The organism is Tullyiplasma multilocale ATCC 49900 (genome assembly GCF_000483165.1).
In the GTDB taxonomy this organism is placed as follows: domain Bacteria; phylum Bacillota_I; class Bacilli_A; order Mycoplasmatales; family Mycoplasmataceae; genus Tullyiplasma; species Tullyiplasma multilocale.
In genome coordinates this window covers 1-2,935 of sequence record NZ_AXXW01000010.1, presented here as the reverse complement: position 1 = coordinate 2,935, position 2,935 = coordinate 1, and the positions used below count along the sequence as shown (strand labels likewise).

The 2,935-nt window shown below is 23.1% G+C and carries 3 protein-coding genes; 2 read left to right on the top strand and 1 reads right to left on the bottom strand.

Annotated features, from left to right (window positions below):
- Positions 1 to 195: 195 nt before the first annotated feature.
- Positions 196 to 1,725: a hypothetical protein gene (locus tag G319_RS09610; protein WP_026389592.1), complete on the bottom strand. Its 1,530-nt coding sequence runs from the start codon at positions 1,723 to 1,725 to the stop codon at positions 196 to 198.
- Between the two features lie 188 nt (positions 1,726 to 1,913).
- Here G319_RS09610 and G319_RS09605 point away from each other — a divergent pair, with 188 nt between their 5' ends.
- Together G319_RS09605 and G319_RS05030 are read left to right on the top strand one after the other, a co-directional pair.
- Positions 1,914 to 2,750 (top strand): hypothetical protein, encoded by an 837-nt coding sequence (locus G319_RS09605; protein WP_026389591.1) that lies wholly within the window; start codon positions 1,914 to 1,916, stop codon positions 2,748 to 2,750.
- Positions 2,716 to 2,883, top strand: a complete 168-nt coding sequence (locus G319_RS05030; RefSeq protein WP_156902682.1) for a hypothetical protein — start codon at positions 2,716 to 2,718, stop codon at positions 2,881 to 2,883. Before G319_RS09605 ends, G319_RS05030 begins: the two co-directional genes overlap by 35 nt.
- Positions 2,884 to 2,935: the final 52 nt, after the last annotated feature.

Here is a 2,935-nt window from a genome sequence, read left to right as displayed (position 1 = left end):
TTTTTAGTTTTTTAGATAAAATTAAATTAATTACTATGCTGTAGTCAAATTTTATTTTAAATGCTCCAAAAAGGGGCAACACTCTCGTATTATTTTTTTAAATTGCCTTAACAATTTTTAAATTTTCAGAATTAAAAGAATCATAACTACATCTTGATATATATATTAAAGTTGATTCTAAAAAATTATTAACTACTAAAAATTCGATCTTTTCTTTTTTATTTTTTTAACTAAGTAATAAGAAAAACCACTTATGCTTGCTACAGAAATAATTCCAATAGGAATATATGTAAATAATTCTCAATTCATTTTTTTTGCTATATAACAATTACCTGAATAACAACTAGTTTGTTGATGTCTTGCTCAAAAGAAAGAATTAAAATTGTTATTATCTGCTTGTTTAAATGTTTGACATAAATATGAATCTAAGACATGACCAAATTCATGATTAATTGTTTGAAATTGAGAATCACTTGAAAATCTTGAACGTTTATAATTATTGATGTTATCTTCTTTTTTTAAACTCATTACTTTCACTACAACAAAACTGTATTTAGTTGAATTTCTATTATTGTATGTTGAAGTATAACCATTAACGCTACTATTTTGATTATATAAATTAATATCTTTAGGAATAATAAAATTAACAAATATTTTATTCAAATTATTATTAGTTATATTCTCTAATTCATTAAATAAATCTAAAATATTTTTTTGTAAATTTGTTTTAGAAATTTCAATAATATATTTATAGATAGCATCATTTATTAAATTATTTATATTATTTTTTATTTGTATTGCATGATCGGTGTTGAAATTAAATTTAGAATGTTGTTGTCAATATTGATCTAATTCGTCAATATTGTAAAAATACTTAGTTTTTAAATTATTATTTGATTCTGGTAGTTTATATCTAGTTGATATCATATATTGTGATAATTTAGATTTATATTTTTCATATCATTTTTTAATTTCTTTTGCATTGTCATCAAAAATTATAGGTGTATTAAATGTTCACTTAATTATATCTGTTGTAGCTAAATTTGTAGAATAATCAGGATTATTAAAACCATATTCGTCATTAATATACCCTAGTTCTTCCAAACTTAAATTTCTTTCTTTTTTCTTTAAATTTAAATTATATTGAATTTCGTAAGTATTTCTATCCTTCTTAATTACATCAGTAATTTTGTCTCATTGATTTACTGAAGTTAATTTTCCTATATTCAATTGTTTTAAATCATTAAAAGTTTTTGTAAAAAAATGCTCTAATAAACTTCATACTATATTTTTTTGTTTATCTTTTGAAGTAGTATATTTACTAAAGGATTCAGCAAAAAATTCTTGTGGACTTGTGGCTCCATAATAAGAAACGATCATAGCACTTGAAATAAATGCATATTTAAATTGTTGTTTTTGTAATTCTGTTGCTTTATCGTACAAATATCCCAAACCAGCTTTTGCTGCACTTGTAGTAAGTTCATTATAGCTTTGGTAATCATTACCACCAAAAGCCTCTGTTGCTGTTGAATGTGTATATAAATAATATTGTAATGCTTTTCCACCTCACATATATTCTTGATTATCATTATCTTGTTTTAATCTAAGTTTATCTGATGAATAATTATTTATAATTTGATTATTATTATTGATAAATATAAAATTTATATTAAATAAAAAAAAACCAAACATCAATGCTAAAAATACATTTTTTATTTTTTTCATTTATTTCTTTCTCCTATTATTAATTTTATTCATAAAAAAATAAAAATGTAATAATGTTAAAAGATTTTAAGTGATTAATATTTTTTTCAACAAATCATGCAATATTAAAAAGTTTAACATTCCAAAAGTTGTTTTTTATAAATAATTATTATAAAATTAGGTTTGTAAGAAAGAAGAGGAAAAAAACAATGTCTCAAAAAAAGATTAAAAAAAGTTCTAAAATTTGATTAGCTCTAGGTGGAGTTGGATTAGCTAGTGCTGGTGCAGCTACTGGTGCAGTTATTGCAATTACAAGCAATATTTCTACAAATAATGATTTAAGAAGTCAACTTCAAAAAACTAAATCAGAATTAGAAGTAACATTAGACAATTTAAAAACAGCCTTAGAAGTTAATGAAGGATTAATTAAAGATTTAAACACATCTCTAACTCAAATAAAAGAAATAGAAACTAATATAAATGAATTAAAAACTAAATTAGCAAAAACTGAAGGTGAACTTGCTACAGCTAAAGAACAAAAGATTCAAGATTCAGCAAAAATAGAAAGTTTAAATGGCGAAATAACAAATTTAAGAAGTCAAATACAAAAATTACAAGAAGAATATAATAAATTATTCACAAGTTATAAAAATAATTTATCTATAATTTTTTCAAATACTGTTAAATCTGGTGAAGCTGCTTTAGAAGATGATAAAAGACCAGAATACATAATTTGACAAAAACAAGCAGATGATAAAATAATAGAAGTAACTAATGACCAAGAAAAGGATGGATTCAAAAAACTTGCCACTCTAAATAATGATACTGTTGGAACGCCAGAAGCATTAAATAGTACAATTGAATCATTCATGGAAAAGATCGGAATTACATCAGAAAATGCAAGTGATGCTATAATTAATTCTATTGATAATGTTACAAAAAAATTAAATGAAACAATTATCACAAATATTAACGCAAAAGTTTCTCAAATCACTGAAATGAAGAAAACCATTGATCAAAAAAATTTCAGAGTTGGAGACAGCTAATACTGAAATTAGTGATCTAAAAAATATTATTGCATCTGCTGAAGCACTTATCGGCAAAGAAGGTGAAAGCGGTATTAGTAAACAAATTGCAGATCAAAAAGCGGCTTTAGAAAAACGAGAATGTACCCCATAGGTGACACAAAATTTTATTTGAGAAAAAGTAGTAATTAAGTTTACTGCTTTTT